This window comes from Streptomyces mesophilus, assembly GCF_040300965.1.
Taxonomy (GTDB): Bacteria; Actinomycetota; Actinomycetes; order Streptomycetales; family Streptomycetaceae; genus Streptomyces; species Streptomyces mesophilus_A.
Genome location: NZ_JBEPEW010000016.1, coordinates 1 through 25840, shown reverse-complemented (window position 1 = coordinate 25840; position 25840 = coordinate 1). Strand labels below are relative to the sequence as shown.

At 70.8% G+C, this 25840-nt stretch carries 21 protein-coding genes; 14 read left to right on the top strand and 7 right to left on the bottom strand.

Translation table 11 applies throughout. The annotated features are described in order from the left end of the window. The first annotated feature begins 6 nt into the window (after positions 1-6). The 3 genes from ABT367_RS08750 to ABT367_RS08740 are packed head-to-tail and all read left to right on the top strand — an operon-like array spanning position 7 to position 3406. Complete coding sequence (locus ABT367_RS08750; RefSeq protein WP_352251008.1) at positions 7-1557, top strand: flavin-containing monooxygenase; 1551 nt, start codon at positions 7-9, stop codon at positions 1555-1557. Next, positions 1554-2531, top strand: a complete 978-nt coding sequence (locus ABT367_RS08745) for an alpha/beta fold hydrolase (protein WP_352251006.1) — start codon at positions 1554-1556, stop codon at positions 2529-2531. The genes ABT367_RS08750 and ABT367_RS08745 overlap by 4 nt, the downstream gene beginning before the upstream one ends. Next, on the top strand, positions 2528-3406 hold the full coding sequence (locus tag ABT367_RS08740; protein ID WP_352251004.1) for an SDR family oxidoreductase: 879 nt from the start codon (positions 2528-2530) through the stop codon (positions 3404-3406). The genes ABT367_RS08745 and ABT367_RS08740 overlap by 4 nt, the downstream gene beginning before the upstream one ends. Before the next feature lie 104 nt (positions 3407-3510). Here ABT367_RS08740 and ABT367_RS08735 read toward each other — a convergent pair whose 3' ends face one another. From ABT367_RS08735 to ABT367_RS08725, 3 genes are all read right to left on the bottom strand, one after another. Continuing rightward, positions 3511-3738 (bottom strand): hypothetical protein, encoded by a 228-nt coding sequence (locus tag ABT367_RS08735; protein ID WP_352251002.1) that lies wholly within the window; start codon positions 3736-3738, stop codon positions 3511-3513. 132 nt (positions 3739-3870) lie between these two features. Continuing rightward, positions 3871-7119 (bottom strand): S41 family peptidase, encoded by a 3249-nt coding sequence (locus ABT367_RS08730; protein WP_352251000.1) that lies wholly within the window; start codon positions 7117-7119, stop codon positions 3871-3873. 77 nt (positions 7120-7196) lie between these two features. Then, entirely contained in the window at positions 7197-7571 is a 375-nt protein-coding gene (locus ABT367_RS08725; RefSeq protein WP_352250998.1) for an SsgA family sporulation/cell division regulator, read from the bottom strand. 252 nt (positions 7572-7823) lie between these two features. Here ABT367_RS08725 and ABT367_RS08720 point away from each other — a divergent pair, with 252 nt between their 5' ends. The 6 genes from ABT367_RS08720 to ABT367_RS08695 all read left to right on the top strand — a co-directional run bounded on the left by ABT367_RS08720 (position 7824) and on the right by ABT367_RS08695 (position 13133). Beyond that, positions 7824-8882, top strand: coding sequence for an energy-coupling factor ABC transporter permease (locus ABT367_RS08720; protein WP_352250996.1), 1059 nt, complete (start codon positions 7824-7826; stop codon positions 8880-8882). A 1-nt stretch (position 8883) separates the two neighbouring features. After that, entirely contained in the window at positions 8884-9645 is a 762-nt protein-coding gene (gene cbiQ, locus ABT367_RS08715) for a cobalt ECF transporter T component CbiQ (protein WP_352250994.1), read from the top strand. A gap of 8 nt (positions 9646-9653) precedes the next feature. Further along, on the top strand, positions 9654-10427 hold the full coding sequence (locus ABT367_RS08710; protein ID WP_352250992.1) for an energy-coupling factor ABC transporter ATP-binding protein: 774 nt from the start codon (positions 9654-9656) through the stop codon (positions 10425-10427). Between the two features lie 144 nt (positions 10428-10571). Then, positions 10572-11744: a serine hydrolase domain-containing protein gene (locus ABT367_RS08705; protein WP_352250990.1), complete on the top strand. Its 1173-nt coding sequence runs from the start codon at positions 10572-10574 to the stop codon at positions 11742-11744. A gap of 46 nt (positions 11745-11790) precedes the next feature. Beyond that, the gene (locus tag ABT367_RS08700) at positions 11791-12291 is read left to right on the top strand and encodes a YbaK/EbsC family protein (protein ID WP_352250988.1); all 501 of its coding nucleotides are present in this window, start codon (positions 11791-11793) and stop codon (positions 12289-12291) included. Further along, positions 12288-13133 carry a DMT family transporter gene (locus ABT367_RS08695; RefSeq protein WP_352250986.1) on the top strand — a complete coding sequence of 282 codons (846 nt, stop codon included), beginning with the start codon at positions 12288-12290 and terminating at the stop codon, positions 13131-13133. The genes ABT367_RS08700 and ABT367_RS08695 overlap by 4 nt, the downstream gene beginning before the upstream one ends. A 7-nt stretch (positions 13134-13140) precedes the next feature. Here the strand turns inward: ABT367_RS08695 and ABT367_RS08690 are convergent, their stop codons facing one another. From ABT367_RS08690 to ABT367_RS08675, 4 genes are all read right to left on the bottom strand, one after another. Further along, complete coding sequence (locus ABT367_RS08690) at positions 13141-13608, bottom strand: SAM-dependent methyltransferase (protein ID WP_352250984.1); 468 nt, start codon at positions 13606-13608, stop codon at positions 13141-13143. 58 nt (positions 13609-13666) lie between these two features. Next, positions 13667-15385, bottom strand: a complete 1719-nt coding sequence (locus tag ABT367_RS08685) for a penicillin-binding transpeptidase domain-containing protein (RefSeq protein WP_434975426.1) — start codon at positions 15383-15385, stop codon at positions 13667-13669. Positions 15386-15514: 129 nt separating this feature from the next. Next, a complete protein-coding gene (locus tag ABT367_RS08680; RefSeq protein ID WP_352250982.1) occupies positions 15515-16993 on the bottom strand; it encodes a penicillin-binding transpeptidase domain-containing protein in 1479 nt (492 codons plus the stop codon). Positions 16994-18811: 1818 nt separating this feature from the next. Continuing rightward, complete coding sequence (locus ABT367_RS08675) at positions 18812-20563, bottom strand: dolichyl-phosphate-mannose--protein mannosyltransferase (protein ID WP_352250980.1); 1752 nt, start codon at positions 20561-20563, stop codon at positions 18812-18814. Positions 20564-20689: 126 nt separating this feature from the next. Between ABT367_RS08675 and rsmI the strand changes: the two genes are divergently transcribed. From rsmI to rsmA, 5 genes are all read left to right on the top strand, one after another. After that, on the top strand, positions 20690-21574 hold the full coding sequence (gene rsmI / locus ABT367_RS08670) for a 16S rRNA (cytidine(1402)-2'-O)-methyltransferase (RefSeq protein WP_352250978.1): 885 nt from the start codon (positions 20690-20692) through the stop codon (positions 21572-21574). A 323-nt stretch (positions 21575-21897) separates the two neighbouring features. Further along, complete coding sequence (locus ABT367_RS08665; protein WP_352251116.1) at positions 21898-22236, top strand: hypothetical protein; 339 nt, start codon at positions 21898-21900, stop codon at positions 22234-22236. An 81-nt stretch (positions 22237-22317) separates the two neighbouring features. Then, entirely contained in the window at positions 22318-23187 is an 870-nt protein-coding gene (locus tag ABT367_RS08660; protein ID WP_352250975.1) for a TatD family hydrolase, read from the top strand. Between the two features lie 163 nt (positions 23188-23350). Next, complete coding sequence (locus ABT367_RS08655; protein ID WP_352250973.1) at positions 23351-24832, top strand: ubiquitin-like domain-containing protein; 1482 nt, start codon at positions 23351-23353, stop codon at positions 24830-24832. Between the two features lie 242 nt (positions 24833-25074). Next, positions 25075-25840 (top strand): 16S rRNA (adenine(1518)-N(6)/adenine(1519)-N(6))-dimethyltransferase RsmA (gene rsmA / locus ABT367_RS08650; protein WP_352250971.1); only part of this gene is annotated, 766 nt, incomplete at its 3' end.

Here is a 25840-nt window from a genome sequence, read left to right as displayed (position 1 = left end):
GGCTGCATGGCCGGGCGTCAGGGTGAGCGCGAACCAGGGCACGAACACGAACATGTACGGGTGGCGGTGATCGGATCCGGCTTCGGCGGGCTCGGGGCCGCCGTGCGGCTGCGCCGCGAGGGCGTCACGGACTTCGTGGTCCTGGAGCGGGCCGGCCGCGTCGGCGGTACCTGGCGGGACAACAGCTACCCGGGCTGCGCGTGCGATGTGCCGAGCCATCTCTACTCGTTCTCCTTCGCGCCCAACCCCGAGTGGCCGCGCACCTTCTCGGGGCAGGAGCACATCCGCGCGTATCTGGAGCATGTCGCCGACACCTTCGGCCTCAGGCCGCACATCCGCCTCGACTCCGAGGTCAAGCACATGCGCTGGGACGCCGAGCGGCTGCACTGGGAGGTGGAGACGAGCAGCGGCACGCTGACGGCCGATGTGGTCGTCTCCGCCACCGGACCGCTGTCCGACCCCAAGATCCCGGACATCGAGGGCATCGACACCTTCGAGGGCAAGATCTTCCACTCGGCGCAGTGGGACCACGACTACGACCTGCGCGGCAAGCGGGTCGCGATGATCGGGACCGGGGCGTCAGCGATCCAGATCGTGCCCGAGATCCAGAAGGAGGTGCGGCGGCTCACGCTCTTCCAGCGCACCCCGCCCTGGGTCCTGCCGCGCGCGGACCGCGCCATCTCCGGCGCGGAGCGCTGGCTGCACCGGCAGCTTCCCTTCACGTCCAAGGCCAGGCGCGGACTCCTGTGGGGGATACGGGAGTTGCAGGTCCAGGCGTTCACGAAGCGGCCCAATGAGCTGGGCCTCATCGAGTCGCTGGCCAAGCGCAACATGTACCGGGCGATCAAGGACCCGGTGCTGCGCGAGAAGCTCACGCCCACGTACCGGATCGGCTGCAAGCGGATCCTGCTCTCCAACACGTACTACCCGGCTCTCGCGCAGCCCAATGTGGACCTCGTCGCCAGCGGTCTCGCGTCGATACGGGGCAACACCCTGGTCGCCGCCGACGGCACCGAGACCGAGGTCGACGCGATCGTCTTCGGCACCGGCTTCCATGTCACCGATATGCCGATCGCGGACCGGGTGACCGGCGCGGACGGGCAGACGCTCGCCGAGAGCTGGAAGGACGGGATGAAGTCGCTGCGCGGCGCGACCGCGGCCGGCTTCCCCAACTGGATGACGATCATCGGGCCCAACACCGGGCTCGGGAACTCCTCGATGATCCTGATGATCGAGTCCCAGCTGAACTACATGGCCGATTACGTACGGCAGTTGGACACTCTCGGTGGCCGGGTCGCGCTCGCCGCGCGGCCGTCCGCCGTGAACGCCTGGAACCGGCGCGTGCAGGACCGGATGAAGCGGACCGTGTGGAACACGGGTGGCTGCACCAGCTGGTACCTGGACCAGAACGGGGTCAACACCACCGTCTGGCCCGGCACCACCACCGAGTTCCGGTCCGCCACGCGGCGGGTCGACCTCGCGGAGTACGAAGTCGTACGGCCCCCGCGGCCGGCGGACACCGAGTCGAAGCCCCGTACGGAAAAGGTCGGCGCGTGAGCAGACTGATGCATGTGACCACCGGGCCCTACGCCCCGCCCGTCGCCGCCCGTGAACTGGTCGCCGTATCGGCCGACGGCTCCCGGCTGCATGTCGAGGTGCACGGACCCGTCGACGATCCTGCCGCTCCGGCCGTGGTGCTCGTGCACGGCTGGACCTGTTCGACGGCCTTCTGGGCCGCGCAGATACGGGAGTTGGCGCGCGACCACCGCGTCATCGCGTACGACCAGCGCGGCCACGGACGCTCACCGGCGCCCGCGGGCCCCACCGGCTATAGCGTCGGCGCGCTCGTCGACGACCTCGAAGCGGTGCTCGCCACCGCGCTCGAACCCGGTGAACAGGCCGTGCTCGTCGGGCACTCCATGGGCGGCATGACGCTGATGGCGGCGGCCGGGCGGCCCAAGGTCGCCGAGCACGCGGCGGCGGTGCTCCTGTGCAGCACGGGCACGGTGCGCCTGGCCACCCTGTCCACAGTGATCCCGCTGCGGGCGGGCCGGCTGCGCACCCGTCTGACCCGGGGTCTGCTGCACTCCGCGGCGCCGCTCGGGCCGGTCACTCCGCTCGCGCGCCGGATCATGCGGTACGCGACGATGGGCCCCGGCTCCTCGCCGGTGAAGACCGACGCCTGCACCCGTATCGTGCACGCCTGCCCGCGCAGGGTGCGCCAGGGGTGGGGCCGTGTGCTCGCCGCCCTGGACATCGAGGCCGGCGTCGCCAAGCTCACCGTTCCCACCGCCGTGATCGTGGGGACGGCCGACCGGATGACTCCGCCCGAGGCCGCGGAGGCCATCGCGGCGGCGCTGCCCGACTGCGTGGACTTCGCCCAACTGCCCGGGATCGGCCATATGACGCCCGTCGAGGCTCCTGATCTCGTCACCGCGCAGATACGTCAACTCGTCGCCGCCTACGCCTCTGTGCGCGACACCCCCGCCCCTGTACGCACCACCCACGCCGAAGTGAAGGAGGGGGCATGAGCAAGGTAGCCCTCGAAGGACAGGTCGCCGTCGTCACCGGGGCCGCGCGCGGCGTCGGGGAACTGCTCGCGCGCAAGCTCTCCGCGCGCGGCGCGAAGGTCGCCCTGGTCGGGCTCGAGCCAGAGCTGCTCAAGGAGGTCTGCTCGCGGCTGCACACCGAAGCGGACTACTGGCACGCCGACATCACCGACCACGAGGCGATGGCACGCGTCGCCCAGGAGGTGAAGGAGCGCTTCGGCAAGGTGGACATCGTGGTCGCCAACGCCGGGGTGGCGGCGGGCGGTCCGCTCGTCGACGCGGACATGGCGGCGTGGCGGCGGGTGATCGAGGTCAATCTGATCGGGTCGGCCGTGACCGGGCAGGCGTTTCTGCCCGTCCTGATGGAGTCGCGCGGCTACTTCCTGCAGATCGCCTCGCTCGCGGCGATCACGCCCGCGCCGATGATGTCCGCGTACTGCGCGTCCAAGTCCGGGGTCGAGGCCTTCGCGCACAGCGTGCGGGCCGAGGTCGGCTACAAGGGCGTGAAGGTCGGTGTCGGCTACCTGTCGTGGACCGACACCGACATGGTGCGCGGGGCCGACGAGGACGATGTGATGCGGGAGTTGAGGTCGCGGCTGCCGTGGCCGTCCAACAAGACGTATCCGCTGGGTCCGGCCGTGGACCGGATCGTGGCGGGGATCGAGCGGCGCTCGGCGCATGTGTACGGGCAGTGGTGGCTGCGGGGGATGCAGTCCATCCGGGGCTACCTGCCGTCGGTGATCGGGACGGTGGGGGCGCGGGAGATGAAGCGCTTCGAGGGGCGGTTCGGGGACACGAAGCGAGGGCTTGTGGGGGCGGGCGGGGCTGCGGATGAGAAGGCTCGCAGTGAGGTCTGAGCTGACGTAGCGGGGATGACCCGCGGCAAAACCCAAGGGCGCACCCGGAGTTCCGGGTGCGCCCTCGGTGCGCAGTGTGCGGTGCGCTCAGTGTTCAGGACCGGTCAGCTGTCGTAGTCCTGGTCGAACTTGTCCTGCATGTTCTGGCCGGCTTCCTGGGCCTTGTCGCGGCCCTGCTCGGCGGCCTGCTGGCCACGCTCCGACGCCTGGCCGAACTGGTCCTGGGCGGACTCCGAGGCCTCACTGGCCTTGTCGGAGCCTTCCTGTCCCAGGCCCTTCGCGCGGTCCGCGAGCTCCTGCGCCTTGTCCTTGAACTGGTCCTGAATGCCCATGAGATTTCACTCCTGAGGTGGGTGAGGGGATTGGGCCTCGACCAGCGTTACACGCTCGGACATTCCTCGCATTTCGATCTCCGTCACGCTGTGTCAGGCCAGACGCGACAAGGCCTCCGGGCGCTCGGCACATCAAAGCCGGGGCGGCAACTTGGGGCGGCGCCGATCCGGTACCGCGGAGTAGTCCGGCGGGACGGCGGCCGGGTCCTGGTCGAGGAGCTCCAGGGCGATCGCCACCGCGTCGTCCAGCTGGGCATGGCGGCCCTCCGCCCAGTCCAGGGGCGTACGAAGGACCTCGACGTCCGGTTCCACGCCGTGGTTCTCCACGGACCAGCCGTACTCGTCGAACCAGGCCGCGTTCATCGGCACCGTGATGACCGTGCCGTCGCCCAGCTTGTGCCGCCCGGTCATGCCGACCACGCCGCCCCAGGTGCGCTGGCCCACGACCGGTCCGAGCCCGAGCAGCTTGAACGCCGCCGTGATCATGTCGCCGTCGGACGAGGTCGCCTCGTCCGCGAGTGCCACGATCGGGCCGCGTGGCGCGCTCGAGGCGTACGAGACGGGCTGGGCGTCGCGGGTCAGGTCCCAGCCGAGGATCGAGCGGGTCAGCTTCTCGACGACGAGCTCGCTGATGTGGCCGCCCGCGTTGCCGCGTACGTCCACGATGAGCGCGGGCCGCGAGACCTCCATGCGCAGATCGCGGTTGAACTGCGCCCAGCCCGAGCCGCCCATGTCGGGGATGTGCAGATACCCGCACTTCCCGTGGCTCAAGTCCCGTACGACCTCACGGCGTTTGGCCACCCAGTCCTGATAGCGAAGCGGCCGTTCGTCGACCAGCGGGACCACCGCGACCCGGCGCGCGCGGCCCTCGCCCTCGGCGGGCGTGAAGGTCAGCTCGACCGTGGTCGCGCCCGTGCCCGCGAGCAGCGGATAGGGGCCCGCGACCGGGTCGACCGGGCGGCCGTTCACATGGGTGAGGACCGCGCCCTCGCGCAGCCCCTGGCCGGCCAGCGGGGAGCGGGCCTTGGAGTCGGAGTTGTCGCCGGGCAGGATCCGCTTGATCACCCACTGCCCGTCACGGCAGACGAAGTTCGCGCCGAGCAGGCCCTGGGCGCGCTGGTAGTGCGGCGGCCCCTCGTTGCGGCGGGCCGGGGTGACGTACGCGTGGGAGGTGCCGAGTTCGCCGAGCACCTCCCGTAGCAGATCCGCGAACTCGTCCGGGGACGCGACGCGTTCGACGAGCGGCCGGTACTGCTCGAGCACCCCCCGCCAGTCGATGCCGCACATCTTCGGCTCCCAGAACAGGTGCTTGATGATGCGGCCGGCCTCGTCGTAGGCCTGGCGCCACTCGTGGGGCGGGTCGACCTCGTGCACGATACGGCGCAGATCGATCCAGACCGTCGAGTCGCTGTCACCGGTCTCCGTGGAGGGGACGGCCCGCAGATCGCCCTGGTCGACGACCACGAGCCGGGTGCCGTCGCCGCTGAGCGCGAACCAGTCGAGGTCGCCGACGAGTTCGGTCTTCTTGGCCTTGCTGATGTTGAAGTATTCGAGAGTGGGCTGTCCCGAGGTGTCGTCCGGGTTGGCGAAGGTCTCGCCGAGGGCGCCCGAGATCGGCCAGCGCAGCCACACCAGCCCGCCACCGCTGACGGGTGCCAGCGAGGAGTACTTCGAGGCCGCCACCGGGAACGGCGTGACACGGTCGGGAAGCCCCTCGATCTCCACCATCACCGTGCCGTCGCCGTCGTTCCCCTCGACCGGATCGAGCCCGCCCGCGGCCGGCCGCCCGTCGGGAAGCAGCGCGAAGGGCGACGGGGTCGCCGACGACAGCGGTACGAGATACGGGCGGCAGCCCAGCGGGAAGGACAGGTCGCCGGTGTGCACGTCGTACACCGGGTCGAAGCCGCGCCAGGACAGGAACGCGAGGAAGCGGCCGTCGCTGGTGAAGACCGGGTTCTCGTCCTCGAAGCGGCCGTTGGTGACATCGATGATCGAACGGTCCTTGATCCGGGCCATCTTGATCTGCCGCAGGGTCCGTCCGATCCCGGGATGCGACCAGGTCAGCCAGGCGCCGTCCGGTGAGAAGGCGAGGTCGCGCACCGGTCCGTTGATGGACCGGATCAGCTCGGTGACCTCGCCGTTGGAGTCCTCGGTCACATCGATCAGGAGGAGCCGTCCGTCGTTGGAGGCGATCGCGATCCGCTCGCCGTCCGGGGCCGAGACCAGCTCCTGCACCCGTCCCACCTCACCGGAGGCGAGGCGGCGCGGGGAGCGTTCGCCGCTGGCGCGCGGCAGATAGGAGATCTCGACGGCGTCCTCGCCGTCGGCATCGGTGACGTACGCGACCTGCCCGTTCGTGCCCAGCATCTCCGGCATCCGCACCCGCACGCCCGGAGTGTCGACGATGGTGCGGGCCGGTCCGTCGCGGTGGGTCAGCCAGTACAGGCACCCGCGCACGCACACCGCGCTCGCGCGTCCCGTGGTGTCCACCGAGATGCCGTCGACGTGGTTCGCGGCCGGCACCTGGTACGCGCGCCGCCCCACCCGCGGCCCGCCCAGCCGTACTTCCAGGCGCCGCGGCCGGGCCTGCGCGGACAGGTCGTCCACCAGCCATACGTCACCGGCGCACTGGTAGACGACCCGCTCGCCGTCGCTGGAGGCGTGCCGGGCGTAGAACTCGTCGTGGTCGGTGTGCCGCCGCAGATCCGTGCCGTCGGGCGTGCAGGAGTAGAGGTTGCCCACGCCCTCGTGGTCGGACAGGAACGCGATCCGGTCGCGGACGAACATCGGCGAGGCGAGATGACCGCCCAGGTCTTCGAGCAGCCGCTTGCCGTGCAGCCAGAGCCGGCCCATGGCCCCGCCCCGGTACCGCTTCCAGGCGGCTGGCTCGTGCGGCGGCTTTCCGGTGAGCAGCAGCGTCTGCTGCGTGTCGTCCATGACGCTGACCGCGATGTCGTTGACCGGACCCCAGGGCATCTTGCCGCCGGGGGAGCCGTCGGTCGGCACGGTGTAGGCCCAGGAGAAATACGAGAAGGGCTGGCCGTGGCTGGCCACCGCCAGGATGTCGCCGTCAGGGGACCAGCCGCACACCCGGGTGTCGGTGTTCCCCCAGTACGTGAGGCGCTGCGCGGGGCCGCCCGCGACCGGCACCACATGGATCTCGGGGTCGAGGCTGCGCCAGGTCGTGTACGCGATCCGCGTACCGTCCGGCGAGAAGCGCGGGTGGCTGACCCGGGTGCGGTCCACGGTCAGGCGCCAGGCCCGCTCGGGGACCGCGCCCTCGGGCGTGATGGGGCTCAGCCAGAGATCGTCCTCGGCGGCGAAGCACAGGAGGCTGCCGTGGAGGTGCGGGAAACGGAGATACGCAGCAGAGTCGCTCACCTACTCATGCTTTTCCGCTGAACGGGGCCCGGCAACTCGGAGTCGGTGGATGACGGGAGCGGGCCCGTGACTCGCAGTCAGTGCCCGACGGGAGTGGGCGTCGTCTGCGTGCTGCTCAGAAACCGTGTCAGGCGCGCGCTGTCGAACTGGAGCACCGCGACCCCCTGCGCCGTGTGGAACTCCACGACCGTCGCGACCCGCCCGCACGGCCAGACCCGCGCGGTCCCGCTGCCCGCGGGGGCGGTCATGCCCTGCTCCAGGACCTCGCGGGGCAGCGACCAGCCGGGAGTGTCCTCGTTCAGGACCACGATCCGGACCTCGCTCTCGGGCTCGGGCGAGTAGCGCAGCGCGACCCGCACCGCGCGGTGGGTGTCGCCGCTGTCCGCGTCCGTGACCAGATGGGCCCGGGTGCAGACCTCCACCGTCGCCGGGGTGTGCTGCTCCTGGTCCATCGAGACCGCTCCTCACACTCGTCCATCCCGTACGTCACGCCTGCCCACGCGCGTACGAGACATGACCCACTGAGACGAGGCACACGCCCCGACGGACGCGACCCCCAACGCAACTATTCCTTTATGCCCTTTTATGTCGCATATAACCCCTGCTGTCCGCGGGCATTACTTGTGGTCAGGCCGCTCTTGCAAGGCATTCGCAAGAAGCCACTATCATCGAACGGTTCACCACCCGCAGAGGGAGCGCCCGCCATGCATGTCCCCGACGGATTCATCAACGCACCGGTATCGGCCGCCGCCGGAGTCGTAGCCGCCGGCGCGGTGGCCGTGTCCCTGCGGGGCGCGCGCAGGGAGCTCGACGAGCGGACCGCGCCGCTCGCGGGCCTGGTCGCGGCCTTCGTCTTCGCCGTGCAGATGCTGAACTTCCCGGTCGCCGCCGGCACCAGCGGACACCTCCTGGGCGGGGCGCTCGCGGCGATCCTCGTCGGGCCTTTCACGGGTGTGCTGTGCATAGCCGTGGTCCTGCTCCTGCAAGGGGTGCTCTTCGCGGACGGCGGTCTGACGGCGCTCGGCGTGAACATCACGGTCATGGGAGTGGTCACCGCCGTCGTCGCCTACGCGCTCTTCCGCGGGCTCCTGAAGGTGCTCCCCAAGAAGCGCCGCTCGGTCACCGTCGCCTCCTTCGTCGCCGCGCTGGTCTCGGTGCCGGCCGCGGCCGCCGCGTTCGTCCTCGTCTACGCGGTCGGCGGCACCACCGAGGTGCCGCTCGGCACCGTCTTCACGGCCATGGTCGGCGTCCACACGCTGATCGGCATCGGCGAGGCCGCGATCACCGCCGCGACCGTCGGCGCCGTGATCGCCGTACGCCCCGACCTGGTGCACGGCGCCCGCGGTCTGACGACCCCGCTCAAGCTGCGCGTCGGCGGCGAGCTGGTGGATGCCGAGCCCACCGTCGTCCAGGGTCCCGTCCGCTCCCCGCGCAAGGTGTGGATCGGCGGCCTCGTCGCCTCCCTGATCCTCGCGGGCTTCGTCTCCTTCTACGCCTCCGCCGACCCCGACGGCCTGGAGAAGGTCGCCGCGGACAAGGGCTTCGACAAGGGCGCGGAGGGCCGTGAGCACGCGAGCGCCGATTCGCCGCTCGCCGACTACGGCGTCAAGGACGTGGACGACGCGCGGCTCTCGGGGGGCCTCGCGGGCGTGATCGGCGTCGGTGCGACGGCGCTCGTCGGTACGGGCGTCTTCGTGGTCGTACGCAAGCGGCGCACCTCGGCGGCCGAAGCCTCGGCATCCCGTACGCCGGAACAGGTCTGACATGGGTGCGGGACACGCGCACAAGCTCTACCGGCACGGGCACTCGCCCGTGCACGCGCTGCCGCCGCACTGCAAGCTCGCCGCCGTGTTCGCCTTCGTCGTGGTGGTCGTCTCGACCCCGCGCGAGGCGGTCTGGGCCTTCGGGCTCTACGCGGTCCTGATCGGCGCCGTCGCGTACGCGGCCCGTATCCCGGCCGGCTTTCTGCTGAAGCGGCTGCTCATCGAGGTGCCGTTCGTGGCCTTCGCGGTGCTGCTGCCGTTCGTCGCGCAGGGCGAGCGCGTCGAGGTCGCCGGTCTCTCGCTGAGCGTCAGCGGTCTGTGGGGCGCGTGGAACGTGCTGGCCAAGGGGACCCTGGGCGTCGCCGCCTCCGTACTCCTCGCCTCCACCACCGAACTGCGTGAACTCCTGCTCGGCCTGCAGCGGTTGAAGCTCCCGCCGCTGCTCGTGCAGATCATGTCCTTCATGATCCGGTACGGGGACGTCATCACCGACGAGCTGCGGCGGATGCGGATCGCCCGCGAATCCCGCGGCTTCGAGGCGCGCGGGGTGCGCCACTGGGGCGTGCTCGCCAAGACGGCGGGAGCACTCTTCATCCGCTCGTACGAAAGAGGCGAGCGGGTCCATCTGGCCATGGTCAGCCGGGGTTACGCGGGATCGATGCCCGTGATCGACGAGGTGACCGCCTCGCGTGCCCAGTGGTCGTACGCGCTCACGCTGCCCGTCTGCGCTCTGCTCGTCTGTCTGTTGGGATGGTTCTTGTGACGGCATCCATGAACGCTTCGGTGAACACGTCCGAGACGCCCTCTCTCGAAGTGCGCGGTCTGGCGTACGCGTACCCCGACGGCCATCAGGCCCTGTTCGGCGTCGACTTCCGTATCGGGCGCGGTGAGCGGGTCGCGCTGCTCGGGCCGAACGGTGCCGGCAAGACGACCCTCGTGCTGCATCTCAACGGGATCCTCGGCGGGGGAGCGGGCACCGTCCATGTGGCCGGGACGCCCGTGGTGAAGGCGAACTTCGCCGAGGTGCGGCGGCGGGTCGGGATCGTGTTCCAGGACCCGGACGACCAGCTGTTCATGCCCACCGTCCGCGAGGACGTGGCGTTCGGTCCGGCCGCGGCGGGGCTGCGCGGCGCCGAGCTCGAGGCCTGCGTCCACAAGGCCCTGACCCTGGTGGGGATGGCGGAGTTCGCGGACCGGCCGCCGCACCACCTGTCCTTCGGCCAGCGGCGCCGGGTCGCGGTCGCGACCGTGCTCGCGATGGAGCCCGAGATCCTCGTCCTCGACGAGCCGTCCTCCAACCTGGACCCTGCCTCGCGGCGTGAACTGGCCGACATCCTGCGCTCGTTGGACGTCACGGTCCTCATGGTCACCCACGACCTCCCGTACGCACTCGAACTCTGCCCGCGCGCCCTGATCCTCAGCGAGGGCGTCATCGCGGCGGACGGTCCGACGGGGGAGCTGCTCGCCGACGAGGAGCTGATGCGGGCGAACCGTCTGGAGCTGCCCTTCGGGTTCGATCCGCGGTCGGTGCGGGCCGGGGCCTGAGGGGGAGGTCCGCGGGTACGGGCCGGGGCCCGAGGGGGAGGTTCGCCGGTGCGGCCCCCGGAATCGTGCGGGACCGGTGCACGTTGCACCATGGTGACCGGCCGGGCCAGGAAGGTCCGGGCGGTACGGAATGGAGCCAGTCACGTGAACGGGGTCGAGGCCGAAGTCCAGGGCACGGTCGAACCGGGCTGGGAGGGCGTCAGGGACGCCTTCGTACGCAACTTCGCCGAGCGCGGTGAGCAGGGCGCCTCCGTCGCCGTGTACCGGGACGGGCGGCCCGTGGTCGACCTGTGGGGCGGCGTGCGCGACGTCGGCGGCACCGAGCCCTGGCAGCGGGACAGCGCGCACCTGATCCGCTCGGCGACCAAGGGCGTGGCCGCGGCCGTCCCGCTGCTGCTCCACCAGCGCGGCCAGCTGGATCTTGACGCCCCGGTGGGCACGTACTGGCCCGAGTACAAGGCGGCCGGCAAGGAGCGCACCCGCGTGCGGCAGCTGCTCGCGCACCGGGCCGGTGTGCCGGTGCTCGACACCCCCGTCCCGTTCGAGGACCCGGAGGCCGGACCGCGCGCGGTCGCCGCGCAGACACCGGTCTGGGAGCCGGGCACGGACCACGGCTACCACCCGCATACGTACGGCTGGTTGATCGGCGAGCTGGTGCGGCGGGTCACCGGGCGCAGCCTGGGCCGGTGGCTGGCCGAGCAGATCACCGGGCCGCGCGGCATCGACCTGTGGATCGGGCTGCCCGACGCCGAGCAGCACCGCGCGGGCACCGTCACGCGCGTCGAGCCGCCGGCCGTCGGGAACGGGCTGCGGCTGCGCCCCAAGCGCGCCGTCGCCGAGGCGTACGCGGCCCCCGGCTCGCTGACCCGTCGCGCCTTCGCCTCCCTGGCGCCCACGGACGAGAACACCCCGGCGTACCGCGCGGCCGAGCTCCCGGCGACGAACGGCATGGCGGGCGCCCGCGCGCTGGCCAAGTTCTACGCCTCGCTGATCGGTCCGGTCGACGGGCACCGGCCGCTCTTCGTGCCGGCCACGGTGGCGCTCGCCCGCACCGAGGAGTCGGCGGGCCCCGACCGCACGCTTGTCGTCAACACCCGCTTCGGACCCGGGTACATGCTGCACGGGCCCGCTTCCCCGCTGCTCGGCCCGTCCTCCTTCGGCCACCCCGGCCGGGGCGGTCCGCTCGGTTTCGCGGACCCCGACTCGTCGATCGCCTTCGGGTACACGACGAACGGTCTGCAGAAGGGCGTCACGGCGGATCCACGGGCGCAGGCTCTGGTGCGGGCGGTCCGGGCCGCCCACGCGGCGACCGGGTAGCGAAACGGACTCGCGTGGCCGGTACACCGACCGCTAGCGTGCGGCCATGAGTGCATCGCAGCCCGCCGCGCATCCCCGTTTCGCCGAGGCCCTCACCGCACTGGGCCTCACCGACGTCCTCGCCGAGGTCCGCAGCTTCCCGGACGCCACCCGCACCGCCGCACAGGCCGCCGAGGCCATCGGCTGCGAGCTCAGCGAGATCGTGAAGTCGCTGATCTTCGCCGCGGATGGTGTGCCGGTTCTTGTCCTGATGGACGGGTCCTCGCGAGTCGACATGGAGCTCGTACGGCGGGAGTTGGGCGCCGAGAAGGTGACCCGGCCGAACGCCGACGTGGTGCGCGAGACCACCGGATACGCGATCGGCGGAGTGCCGCCCTTCGGCCACCGTACGAAGACCCGCGTCCTCGCCGACCGCGGACTGCTCGACCACGCGGTGGTCTGGGCGGCGGCGGGCACCCCGCACACGGTGTTCCCCATGGACCCCAAGTCCCTGATCTCGTATGCCGGCGGCTCGCTGGTGGACGTGCGCGAAAACTCCGCCGCGTGACGCCCCTCGTCGCGGCGGCCGTCGTCCTGGCGGCCGTCACGCACGCGTCCTGGAACGCGATAGCGCACCACATCAAGGACCAACTCCTCGCGTTCACGCTGCTTTCGGGCGGCGGAGCGCTCATCGGCGGTGTGCTCGCGTGCTTCGCACCGCTGCCGGCCGCGGGCGCCTGGTGGGCGCTGATCACCTCGGCGCTCGTGCACATCGCGTATCAGGCCCTGCTCATGCGGTCGTTCACCCTCGGCGACTTCGGGCAGATGTACCCGATCGCGCGCGGCAGCGCACCGCTCGTCGTGACGGCGGTCGCGGCGCTCTTCCTCGACGAACGCATCGGCGGACTGCAACTCGCCGGCGTCGCGGTGGCCTGCGCGGGCCTGGTGGGCCTCGCCCTGTGGGGCATCCGCGGCAGCCGCCCGCACTGGCAGGCACTGCTCGCCGCCGGCGCCACGGGTCTGTCGATCGCCGCCTACACGGTGGTCGACGGGGTGGGCGTCCGCGCTTCCGGCACACCCCTCGGGTACATCGCCTGGCTGATGATCCTCGAAGGCCTCGCGATCCCGGCGTACGCGCTCGCCCGCCACGGCCGCGAACTCCCGTCCCTGCTCAGGCCGTACGCGGTCCGCGGCCTGTTCGGCGCGGGCCTGTCCGTCCTGGCGTACGGCCTCGTCCTGTGGGCCCAGACCCGCGCACCCCTCGCACCCATCGCCGCGCTGCGCGAGTCGTCGATCATCGTGGGGGCGGCGATCGGGGCGGTGTTCTTCAAGGAACGGTTCGGACTGCCCCGGATCGCCGCCGCCGGGGTGATGGTGCTGGGGATCGGGCTGATGCTGGGGGCGGCCTGACTCTCGCTCAGGGCTTGAAGTACTCCGACATCACGTCCTCGACCCACTGGGGCTGCGAGACGTTCCCGGGCAGGAACTCCCGCATCACCGGCTTCACATCGATGACCGGGGTGCCCGTGACGGCGTCGAGGCCCACGACCGTCAGCTCGCGGCCGCGCACCGACTCGACGGCGCAGGAGGTCACGCCGATGCGGTTCGGCCGGCGCGGGGCGCGGCCGGCGAAGACACCGAGCAGCGGCAGATCGGTGCGGCCCCGGTAGGGCTGGGGCTCGCGGTAGTCCTCGCGCTCGGGGAGCCGGTCGAAGACGAAGAGGACCTCCACATGGGAGAAGCCCTCGAGTCCCTGCAGACACGCCTCGCCGAAGCGCTCCTCGAAGACGATCGTGGAGCGGACGGCACCCCAGTGGTCGGAGTTCTGGACGTCCGTACGCTCGTTGCGGACCGTGCCTACCGGGGTGAGCTCGAAGGTCGTCATGACCCGAGGCTAGGGGCCCGCCCTGTCGGACGGGCCCCCTTCGTCGCCATCCCCGCAGCTATCCGCCGATGGCCCGCAGCACCGCGGCCACCAGCGGCCCCGAGGACTTGCCGCCGCGGCCGCCTTCCTGCATCACCGCGGCCGCCGCCGTGTCGCCGCGCCAGGCGGTGAACCAGCCGTTGGGCTTCTTCTGGCCGTCGACCTCGGCCGAACCGGTCTTGCCGCCGATGTCCCCGCCGAGCGAGGCCATCGCCTCGGCCGCGGAGCCGTTCGTGGCGGTGTACGCGAGGAGTTCGCGCAGCTGCGCCGCGGCCTTCGGGTCGAGCGTGCGCGAGGCCGTGGCCAGTTGACGGCCGTCGACCTCGGGAGAGACGAGGTAGGGCTGCTTGAAGACACCGGTCTTCGCGGTGGCGATGACCGAGGCGACATTCAGCGGGTTCATCCGGACCCCGCCCTGCCCGATCAGCGAGGCCGCCTTCTGCGCGGCCGACTGCACCGGCACGGCACCGTCGAAACTCGGCACGCCGATCTGCCAGTTGCCGCGCCCGATGCCGAAGACCTCCTGCGTCTGCTTCGTCAGATCGCCGTCACCCAGCTTGTCGGCCTGCGAGATGAAGGCCGTGTTGCAGGACGCCGCGAAGCTGGAGCGGAAGGTGCCGCCCTTGATCTCGAACTCCTCGACGTTCTGGAACTTCCAGCCGCCGGACGTGAAGTACTTGGGGCACGGATGCGGCTTGTCGATCCCCGCGAGGCCCTTCTCGAGCAGCATCGAGGCCGTCACGATCTTCATCGTGGAGCCCGGCGCGAGCGACCCCTGCAGCGCCACGTTCATACCCGACGGGTTGGAGTTGGCGGCCGCCAGGATCTCGCCCGTGCTCGGCTTGAGCACCACGATCGCGGCCCGGCTGCGCGAGGCCACCTCACGCTCGGCGGCGGCCTGCGCGGTCGGGCTGATGGTGGTCTTGACCGTGCCAGGGGTGCCCTTCGAGAGCGTGAGCAGCGTCTTGTCGGGCAGCGCCTTGCCGTCGTCGTCCTTGCCCTTGGTGTCCTTCGTGTCCTTGGCACCCTTGCCGGGCTCGGCGCGCACGATCTGCAGCTCGATCCCCGCGCTGCCGCCCGCCTTGTCGCCGAACTTCTCGCGCAGCCCGTCGAGCACATTGCCGAGCGAGGGGTACTTCTCGGCGGTGATCTCCCCGCCGTTGCGGTCCACCGCCTTGATCGGCGGCGTACCCGCCTCGCCCGCGCGCAGGATGTCGCCCGCCTTGAGCCCCGGGTGCACCACGGACGGCTGCCAGTCGACGACCGGCTTGCCCGCCGTCGTCCGCACCACGGTCAGTTCGGAGTCATACGCGTAGGGCTTGGACTTTCCCTCGTACGAGACCGTGGCCGCCACCTTGAACGGCACCCTGGGGCCGGCCTTCTTGCCCGGCGTGAACGTCACCCCGGTCAGATGGGCGTCCTTCGCGTACGAGGCGAGTGCGGCCTTCGCCGCCGCCGCGTCGTCGGTGAGCCGGGCGGCGCCTGCCGCGTCACCCTTCGCCCACGCGGCGAGGAACTGCTCGGTGGTCTGCTCGACCTCCGCCGCCGACAGCGGCTTGGCCTGCAGCTGCTGTGGTGTGAGAGGTTCGTCGGCGGAGCTGTCCGAGCCACCGCCGACGAGGGCGTAGGCGGTGACGCCCACACCCGCGACCGCGACCCCGACGCCGACCGCGATCAGCGCGACCTTGGTCTCCTTGCCCATGGCGTTGTGCCCGCCCGAGCGCCCTCGCTTACCCACCAGTTCCTCCGCCTTGCCCTGCGGTGCCTAGCCGTCCGGGCACCCTATAGGTCATCCGTGGCTGTGGTTGCCCGGGTTGACGGCTGGGGGCGGGTGTGCCCGGGCCCCAGCCGTCCCGTTCGGTGCCGGTCAGGAACCGGCGCGCAGGACCGTTGCGACGATCGGACCGGCGGACTCACCGCCGCGGCCGCCCTCCTGCGTCACGGCTGCCACCGCCATGTCCTCACGGAAACCGGCGAACCAGCTGTTGGGCTTGCCCTGGCCGTCGACCTCCGCCGAGCCGGTCTTGGCGCCCTTGTAGCCGCGGCCCGCCTGCGCCATCACGTCCTTTGCCGTGCCCGAGGTCGCGGTGATGTTCATCATCGTGGCGACCTGCTGTGCCGCGTGACTGCTGATGCCGGGCGCATGGGCCCGCTTGATCCCGTAGGAGCCGGGGACGAGGGACGGCTGCAGGAAGGTGCCGCCGTTCTTCACCGTGGCCACGATCGATGCCATGTTCAACGGGCTCATCTGGACGGTGCCCTGGCCGATGGCGTTGGTGGCGCGCTCGTTGTAGTCGGCGGGCACGGAGCCGTCGTAGGAGGGGATGCCTGTCTGCCACTCGAGCCCGATCCCGAACTTCGCCGCCTCGTCCGTCAGGGAGCTGTCGCTGAGCTTGTCGTCGTCGATGTGCTTGATGAAGCCGGTGTTGCAGGACCGCGAGAAGGTCTCGGCCAGCGTCGCACCCTTGTCGGGCTGAAGACCCGGCAGGTTCTTGATGGTCCGGCCGCGGAACATCGCGTCAGGCGTGCACGGCGCCGGCCCATGGGCGGAGGAGACCACTCCGTAGTCGATGAGCATCGCGGCGGTGACGATCTTCATCGTGGAGCCGGGCGCCATCGTTCCCGAGAACGCCGCGTTGAAGCCGTCCGCGCGGTTGTTCGCCACCGCCAGTACGTCACCGGAGCTGGGCTGCACGGCGACGACGGAGGACTCCGGGCGCAGCTTGACCGCCTTCTCGGCCGCGGCCTGCGCGGTCGCGCTGAGCCGGGTCTTCAGTTTCCCGGGCTCGCCCTTCTGCAAGGTCACCAGCGGTGTGTTGTACGCGGAGGCGTCGGCCCGCTCGATCCACAGCTCGAGGCCGGGCTTGCCGCCCGCCTTGTCCGCGTACCGGTTGAGCAGCTCGTCGATCACGGGCTTGAGCGACGGGTACTTCTCCGCCGTCAGCACCTTGTCGTCACGGTCCACGACCTCGACCTGCGGGTCGTCCGCCTGACCCACCGCGAACGTGTCACCTTCCTTCAGGTCCGGGTGGACCACCGCCGGCTGCCAGTCGATCAGCGCCGCCCCGGTCGTCTTCCCCCGTACGACCTTCAACTCGCTCTTGTACGAAAGGGGCTTGGACTTCCCCTCGTACGAGACCGTCGCCGAGACCGTGAACGGCACGCTGGTGCCGGAGACCTTGCCCTGATCGATCTTCACCTTGGTGAGATCGGCGGCCGCGAACGAACCGAACACCTTGGACGCGGCCGCATTGTTGTTGGTGAGATTCGCGGCGGCGTCGGCATCCCCCTTCGCCCAGGCCTTGAAGAACTTTCCGACCGTTTCCGTGACTTCCTCACCCGTCACAGGCCCCGAAGTCGGCGGCGAATCCGCGCTCGCCGTCTCTCCCCCCGTCACCCCGTTGTACAAATTGAAGGCTCCATACCCGGCAATTCCCACCATCACGGTGAAGACCCCGCCGACCAGGCCCGTTTTGACTCCATTGCGCATGGCTGCGCTCCCCTCCCCAGGAGTCCTGAACCCGTTCCCCCGTATTGCGTGTTGAACGTGTTCAGGAAGTTATGGAGAGCAGCTTAAGCGCTTGCTGTGACAGCGCGGGGCGATATCAGGTCTCGAATTGCTATACCTGAGCGCTCGTTGGGGTGCGTCAAAACGGAGGGGGCCCTGCGCGGTGCGCCCGGGGGTAACAGTGTCGGGCCGAAGGGGGGGGCGATCGCAGCCGTACGGGCCTATGGTCGAAGCGAGGCCTCCCTGTGCCGTTCGGGCGCGGTGGTCGAGGCCGGGTTCCCGTGGCAGAGCGAGCCTGCGGCGTACGTGTTGATCGCCGGGTCCGGCCTCGACTCCCGCTGAGGCCAACGGGTCCGGTGCGTCCCGCGGAGCAGGTTCGAGGCCCGGGTTTCCACGCCGCCGGGTTCTGTCCGCCGGGAGTGCTCGGTGACGACGGCGCGGGAAGCTTCGAGGTCACCCAGGGCATGCGGCCGCCGTCGAGTCGGCGGCCGCCGCCATGTCGCCGCACCCTCGTGTGAGGCAGGGCGACTTGACCTTGTTGAAGGCAGGAGCTTTGTCCGGCGCGAGAGAGAAGACTGAGGGTGGGCGCCGGTCCGGATCCTGTGGGCCGGACGGCCGCCGCCGGAAAGCGGCGGCCGTGCGCGCAGGGGTCTCGAGGCTCCCCCTCATCGGCCCTCGCGCGGCGAGTCCTCGCGGCGACGGGATCGCGGGAGTACCCCGTCTCTTGCCGGGAGGACGGAGGCCGGAGCTGTGTTGTCGGTGATGCGGCTCCGGCCGGCCGGAGCAATCGGGGCTTCGATCGAACGGCCCGGGGGCCGGGGGCCGAGGCAAGCCGGGTCGCTGCTGGTCGGCGTTCAGCAGTGCCGTGCCTTCTCCTGCAGAGCGTAGGCCGGTCCCGCCGAGGGTGGTAGGCCCTGCGGCGCTTCTCGATTCCCCGCGGCGGCTTCTCGATTCCCGGCTACCCCCAATTCCCGGCTACACCCAGGTGTCGAACCGCATCCGAGCCGCCACGAGTCCACCGGAATCGTGTGCCCGGTGTGGATGGGCCAGAAGTTCGGTGTCCCGTCGTGGCAGTACGAGCGCTGCCCCGAGGGCACGCTCTCCCCGACCTGTGCCGATATGGCACCTGCGCCGGCTGGCGTCGCCCCATCGCGGATGTCGCTCCCCCACACGGGCGTCGTCCGAGTGATGCCTCACCACGCTCCGGGCACCGTGACCATATGACTACTCGATCAAGTAAGTACCTACGGGCCACGACAGCAGGCATGGCCACCGTCGGCGCAGGTCTGCTTGCTGCCGGCCTGCTGGCGGTGGGCACAGCATCAGGTGCTGTCCTTGCCGAGGCACCAGCAGTGCCGTCCGCGGAGTCGTCGCACGGCACCGGCTCACCGCGGCCTTCCGTTTCCCCCACGCCAGATGACGACTCGACCGTGCCTTCGTGTCCCGACGGCCGGTTCAACCCAATCACGCTCGTCTGCGAGGAATGGTCTGTTGGAACCGGAGTGGGGCTCGAACTGGGGATCAGTCTCTGATCACGCCTCACCCCATCCTGGGCCGTCTCCGGGCCGTCTGAAGACGGCCCGAGGTGACCAACGACGACCAATGACGACCACGAAAAGGCGGGCGCCGATGGCGCCCGCCTTCTCAATTTCCGAGCTACACCCAGGTGTCGAACCACATCCGCGCCCGCCACGAATCCACCGGAATCGTGTGGCCGGTGTAGATGGGCCAGAAGTAGATGAAGTTCCAGACGATGAGCAAGGCGAGCACGCCCGCGCCCACGACGCCCACGACCCTGCGCCGCTCGTTCGACCCCGGTGGGCCGATGACCGAGCCGATCATCATCGACAGGGCCAGGCACAGATACGGGATGAAGACGACCGCGTAGAAGAGGAAGATCGTCCGCTCCTGGTACCGCAGCCACGGCGCGAAGCCCGCGAGGAACGCGCACGCGATCGCGCCCGCCCGCCAGTCGCGGCGGAAGAACCAGCGCCACAGCACGTACAGGATCGCGAAGCACGCCGCCCACCACAGGAGCGGGGTGCCCAGGGCCAGGACCTCGCTGGCGCACTTCTCGCGCACGTCCGCGGGGCAGTCGGCGGTCCCCGGTGCCGGGGACTCGTAGTAGTACGAGACCGGGCGGCCCAGGACCAGCCAGCTCCAGGGGTTCGACTCGTAGTCGTGGGGCGAGACCAGGCCCACGTGGAAGTCCCAGACCTGGTGCGAGTAGTGCCACAGGCTGCGCCACCAGTCAGGGAAGATGCTGCCGAACCCGGTGGAGGGGTGCTCGGCACCCCACTCGCGCAGATAGCCGCGGTCGCCCTTGTCGGTGTGCAGCAGCCAGCCGGTCCAGGTCGCGAGGTAGGTCACGAAGAAGACCGGGACGGTCGAGACGAACGCGGGCAGCACATCCCGCTTGAGCACCGAGACATACGGCCGCCGGGCCCCCGCGGTCCGGCGTGCGCTCACATCCCACAGGACCGTCATCAGGCCGAACGCGGCGAGGAAGACCCCGCCGTTCCACTTGGTCGCGAAGGCCAGGCCCAGGAAGACACCGGCCGCGAGCCGCCAGGGCCGCCAGCCGAGGCGGAGCGTTTCCGCGATCTTCGCGTCGGGCCGTACGACACCGTCCTCGCCCATCGGAAGGGCCGCCGCAAGCCTGGCCCGTGCCTTGTCGCGGTCGATCACGAGCGCGCCGAACGCCGCGAGGACGAAGAACATCAGCGGCAGGTCGAGCAGCGCGGTCCGGCTCATCACCAGATGCAGCCCGTCCACCGCGAGCAGCAGACCGGCCAGGCAGCCGAGGAACGTCGAGCGGAACATCCGCCGCCCGATCCGGCACACCATCAGGACCGAGAGCGTGCCGAGCAGCGCCACCATGAAGCGCCAGCCGAAGGGAGTCAGACCGAAGATCCACTCGCCGGCCGCGATGACCCACTTGCCCATCGGCGGATGCACGACGTACGACGGGTCATGGCCGACCGGCACCTTCGAGCCGAGCTCGATGACCGTGTTGTTGTAGTCCTTGGGCCAGTTGACCTCGTAACCCCGCTTGAGCAGGGCCCAGGCGTCCTTCGCGTAATACGTCTCGTCGAATATCACCGCATTGGGCCGGCCCAGATGCCAGAAGCGCAGCAGGCCCGCGAACAGCGTGACGAGCAGCGGTCCGCCCCAGCCGAGCGCCCGGGTGAGCGCGGGGCGGGATTCGGGGCGCACCTTGAGCACCGACCACAGGCGCGGACCCGGTTCGGTGAACGGCGGGTCCAGGCGCCACCCCACGTCCAGACCCGGCTGCGCGGTGTACCCGAATCTGCGCAGCCGCGCGCTCCAGCTCTGCGGCTGCTGCGGATCGGGGGCCGGCCGGGCGGTGGAGTCCCTCGTCGGCTGAGGGGACGGAGCAGAGGTCACCGCGCCATCGTAGGGAACGCGGCTGTGGGCTTCCCAGGTGCGGCCCGCCGAGAGAAGCGGACGGGGGTGGTCCGGGCGTCGGATCGCGCCGTACGTCCGGCAGCCCTGTGCTGCGAGGATGGGGGAGTGACAGGAAAGCAAGGAACCCTCGTCCTGGCCGGCACGCCCATCGGGGACACCGCCGACGCACCGCCCCGGCTCGCCGCCGAGCTGGCGACGGCCGACATCGTCGCCGCCGAGGACACCCGCCGGCTTCGCCGGCTCACCCAGGCGCTCGGGGTGCAGACCACCGGGCGGGTCGTGTCGTACTTCGAGGGCAATGAGTCGGCCCGTACGCCGGAACTGGTCGAGGCCCTGGCCGACGGCGCCCGGGTGCTCCTGGTGACGGACGCGGGCATGCCGTCCGTGTCCGACCCGGGCTACCGCCTGGTCGCGGCCGCCGTCGAGAAGGACATCAAGGTCACCGCGGTGCCCGGTCCGTCCGCGGTGCTCACCGCGCTCGCGCTGTCCGGTCTCCCCGTTGACCGCTTCTGCTTCGAGGGCTTTCTGCCGCGCAAGGCCGGCGAGCGGATGTCGCGCCTGCGCGAAGTGGCCGACGAACGGCGCACATTGGTCTATTTCGAGGCCCCGCACCGCCTCGACGACACGCTCGCCGCGATGGCCGAGGCCTTCGGCGCCGAGCGCCGCGCGGCCGTGTGCCGCGAGCTGACCAAGACGTACGAGGAGGTCAAGCGCGGAGGCCTCGGCGAGCTGGCGGAATGGGCCGCCGAAGGCGTACGCGGAGAGATCACCGTCGTCGTCGAGGGCGCCCCCGAGACCTTCGCCGAGCTGGACGCGGACGAGTTGGTGCGCAGGGTCCAGGTGCGCGAGGAGGCGGGGGAGCGGCGCAAGGAGGCCATCGCGGCGGTCGCGGCCGAAGCCGGGCTACCCAAGCGGGAAGTCTTCGATGCCGTCGTAGCGGCAAAGAATGCGGCGGGCCGGTCGCCAAAGGACGGCAAAGGACTATCGTGAAAAGCAAAGGCTAAGCCGGGCATCGGACCCTTTCCACATGAGGCGCCCAAAAACGCTCCAATAGTCGACAGGCCTGATGCGTTCCGGCCGGACGAGGCGTCCACTGGATGAAGGAACCCGAATGGTTCCTTCGCACGTGGATGACCCCGGACGTACTTGTCCGAGGGACAAGAGGAGCTGGCATGAGTGAGATCACCGGCCGCGCCGCCGACGTCGACGCCGCAGCAGCACGTACCACCGCCGCAGTGACGAACCCCGTCGACCCGACCAGTCTGCCGACCCATCCGATAGCCACGGTTCATGAGTCGTACGCGTTCGCCTGTATGCGCTGCGGACACGGCTGGGAGCAGTCGTACGACATCGAGCATTTCGTCGACGGCAAGGGCAATGAATTCGTGCTCTACAAGGCCGGCGGTCAGCGGGTCCCCTCGCCGTTGTCCCGGCCCACCTGCCTCAACTGCGGCGGGCATGTCGTCCGCATCATGCAGGCCGGACAGGTCTCCTCCATCCTCGATCTGCTCGGCCACAAGGACCGCAAGCCCCGTGCGAAGAAGCACGAGACGGCTCAGGGCGCGGACGTCGGGGCCGCGGGCCCGGTGCCGGAGCACCACTGGCATCTGGCCGATCTCCTGCACCCGTTCAAGAACAGGCAGCAGCCCTAGCCGGCAGCCGGAACAGGCGGCAGCCCCGGGGTCGGGCCGGTGCGTTCCCGTGGGCGCGGGCGCGCTTCGTAGGATCGGGGCATGAGCCCCAAGGACGCACCCCCGCCCCTGCCCGAGCCCCTGCGCATCCCGGTCGCCGACTCGCATACGCACCTCGACATGCAGGACGGCACGGTCGAGGAGGGGCTCGCGAAGGCCGCGTCCGTGGGCGTGACCACCGTGGTGCAGGTCGGCTGTGACCTCAAGGGCTCGCAGTGGGCGGCCGATACGGCGGCGGCGCACGACAGCGTGCACGCGACCGTCGCGCTGCACCCCAACGAAGCGCCGCGGATCGTGCACGGAGACCCCGACGGCTGGTCGCGGCAGGGCGCCCGCGAGCCGCTCGGCGACGCGGGCCTGGACGAGGCGCTCGCCGAGATCGACCGGCTCGCCGCGCTGCCGCACGTCAAGGGTGTCGGCGAGACCGGACTCGACTACTTCCGCACCGGGCCCGAGGGCAAGGCCGCGCAGGAGAAGTCCTTCCGGGCGCATATCGAGATCGCCAAGCGGCACGGCAAGGCGCTGGTGATCCACGATCGCGAGGCGCACGCCGATGTGCTGCGGATCCTCAAGGAGGAGGGCGCACCGGAGCGGACCGTCTTCCACTGCTACTCCGGCGACGCGGAGATGGCCCAAGTCTGCGCGCGCAACGGCTACTTCATGTCGTTCGCCGGCAACGTGACCTTCAAGAACGCGCAGCATCTGCGGGACGCCCTGGTGGCGGCGCCGCTCGAACTCGTCCTCGTCGAGACCGACGCGCCCTTCCTGACCCCCGCGCCGTACCGCGGACGGCCTAACGCTCCTTATCTCATTCCGGTCACATTGCGGGCGATGGCGCTTGTGGCGGATGTGGGCGAGGACGCGCTGGCAGAGGCCGTCTCGGCGAACACGGCCCGGGCTTTTGATTACTGACCGATAACGCCCTGCCGCCTCACCGCTGGGCAGCGCCGCGACACTGCGTAGTCGCGCTGCTTGGGAGAGTGACGGATGCTCCGCTAGGTTCGCTCCGCTTGATCCGGACCCCTTGCTTGATCCGGAGCCCTTGATCGGGACCCCTGGAGCCTGGAGCGACGTCGTGAGCCATGGGACTTCGTACGACCCCTATGGGGTGAGCGAGCAGTACGGGGAGGCGCAGTACGGGCAGGAGCCGTACGGAGAGGCGCCGTACGGGCAGGAGCAGTACGGCGCTCAGGCCCGGTACGACACCTACCGGCCCTCCTACGAGGCGCGAGCCGAGCTGCGGCAGGAGAAGACGCGGCCCGTCGTGCCGCCCCCGTCCGGGCCGCAGCCCGCGCCTGTCGAGCCTTCTCCGTCCGGGCGGCAGCCTGAGCCTGTCGAGCCGGTCGCTCGCATGGAGCCCGGCCCTGTCGCCCCCGATGAGTCAGGTCCTGTCGCCGCCGGGCCCCGCCCCGGCGGACGGGCCGAGGCGCGCCGGGCCGCGCGGCGCAAGAAGACCTCCGAGCGGCCCGAGACGCTGCGCCGCCTGGTGCCGCAGGCACTGGTCGTGGCGTTCCTCGCGGGCGGCACCTCGGCCTTCGTCGCCGAGGACAAGGCGGTGAAACTCTCCGTCGACGGCAAGGAGCGCACCCTGCACACCTTCGCCGACGATGTCTCCGAACTCGTCGCCGACGAGGGCCTCGAGGTCGGCGCGCACGACGTCGTCGCACCCGCCCCCGGCACCGAACTGGCCAGCGGCGACGAGGTCGTGGTCCGTTACGGGCGGCCCGTGCACCTCACCCTCGACGGCCAGCGCCGCAAGGTCTGGACGACCGCGCCCACCGTCGACGGCGCCCTGCGCCAGCTCGGGGTGCGGGCGGAGGGCGCGTATCTGTCGGCCTCGCGGTCCAAGCGGATCGCCCGCGAAGGGCTGCACCTCGACATCCGCACCGAGCGCGCCGTCACGATCATGGCCGACGGCCGTGAGCGCACCATCCGGACGAACGCGGCGACCGTGCGCGAGGCCGTCGAGCAGGCCGGGATCTCGCTGCGCGGTCAGGACACCACCTCCGTGCCGCCGGCCAGCTTCCCGCGCGACGGGCAGACCGTGACGGTCATGCGGGTCACCGGCAGCAAGGAGGTGCGCGAGGAGCCGATCGCGTTCGACGTGCAGCGCACCCAGGACGCCTCGCTCTACTCCGGTACGGAGGTCGTGGTGCAGCCCGGCCGCCAGGGCGCCCGCCGGGTCACGTACGCGCTGCGGACCGTGAACGGCGTGAAGCAGAAGCCGAGGCGGCTCAAGGCCGAGGTCGTACGCGAGCCGCGGACGCAGATCGTCAAGGTCGGCACCAAGCAGCTGCCGTCCTCGGTGAGCGGTGCGGACGGGCTCAACTGGTCGGGTCTTGCCGCGTGTGAGTCGGGTGGGCGGCCGCACATCACGGATCCGTCCGGTACGTACGGCGGGCTCTACCAGTTCGATACGCGCACGTGGCAGGGGCTCGGCGGGAGTGGGCGGCCCCAGGACGCCCCGGCCTCGGAGCAGACGTATCGGGCGAAGAAGCTGTACGTCCAGCGGGGGGCGAGTCCTTGGCCGCATTGTGGGGGGCGGTTGCACGGGTGAGCTGGGCCCGGCTTGAGGGTGTGGGCGTGGGTGCGGGTGCGTCTGGGCTGGGGTGGGGTGGGTGGCGCCTGCGGCGGGCTTTTCTCCCCGACCCGCCCCTTCCCGAAACCGGGGCTTCGCCCCGGACCCCGGCATCCGAACTTCGTTCGGATCTGCTCAAACGCCGCAGGGGCTGGATGCGGGGCTGGATGCAGGGCTGGATGTGGGGCTGAGCGGGCCGGCGCGCCCCGTAACCTTGAACCGTGAGCACCACTGAGTCCGATGGGACGGGCGCCCTTCTCGGGGCCGCAGACATTCGCGAGCTGGCCGCGGCGCTTGGCGTACGTCCCACCAAGCAGCGCGGGCAGAACTTCGTCATCGACGCCAACACCGTCCGCCGCATCGTGCGCACCGCCGAGGTGCGCCCCGACGACGTGGTCGTCGAGATCGGTCCCGGCCTCGGCTCGCTGACGCTCGCGCTGCTCGACGCGGCCGACCGCGTCACCGCCGTCGAGATCGACGATGTGCTCGCGGGCGCGCTGCCCGCCACGATCACCGCGCGGATGCCCGAGCGCGCCGACCGGTTCGCCCTGGTGCACTCGGACGCGATGCTCGTCCGGGAGCTTCCGGGCCCGGCCCCGACCGCCCTGGTCGCGAACCTCCCGTACAACGTCGCCGTGCCCGTGCTGCTCCACATGCTCGCGACCTTCCCGACCATCGAGCGCAGCCTCGTCATGGTCCAGGCGGAGGTCGCCGACCGGCTCGCGGCGGCGCCCGGCAACAAGGTGTACGGCGTGCCGTCGGTGAAGGCCAACTGGTACGCGGAGGTGAAGCGGGCGGGCTCGATCGGGCGCAACGTCTTCTGGCCCGCGCCGAACGTGGACAGCGGCCTCGTCTCGCTGGTGCGGCGCAAGGAGCCGCTCGAGACCACGGCCACGCGGGAAGAGGTCTTCAAGGTCGTCGACGCGGCCTTCGCGCAGCGCCGCAAGACGCTGCGTGCCGCGCTCGCGGGATGGGCGGGCTCGGCCG